This is a genomic window from Paenibacillus sp. FSL R7-269 (assembly GCF_000517865.1).
In the GTDB taxonomy this organism is placed as follows: Bacteria; Bacillota; Bacilli; order Paenibacillales; family Paenibacillaceae; genus Paenibacillus_AQ.
On record NZ_ASPS01000123.1, the window covers coordinates 1 to 203 of the forward strand.

1 protein-coding gene is annotated in these 203 nt (G+C 48.8%); it reads right to left on the reverse strand.

Going from position 1 to position 203, the window contains the following annotated elements; genetic code table 11:
- Positions 1-203 (reverse strand): DDE-type integrase/transposase/recombinase (locus C162_RS37240; RefSeq protein ID WP_036701923.1); only part of this gene is annotated, 203 nt, incomplete at both ends.

The window sequence follows — 203 nt, forward strand, 5'->3', positions numbered from 1 at the left end:
GTATCCATGACGAGGTTTACGTCGTTTCGCTCCGAGATCTGCCAAGCTACAATCTCATTGTTAAAGAGGTCCTGAATCGCAGACAGATAATAAAAGCGGGTGCCGTCTGAGATACACGTGATGTCCGTTACTAGCTTCTGCTGAGGTGCTGTCGCATGAAACTTACGCTTTAATCGGTTCGGGTAGACCACGGAAGGAGCAGA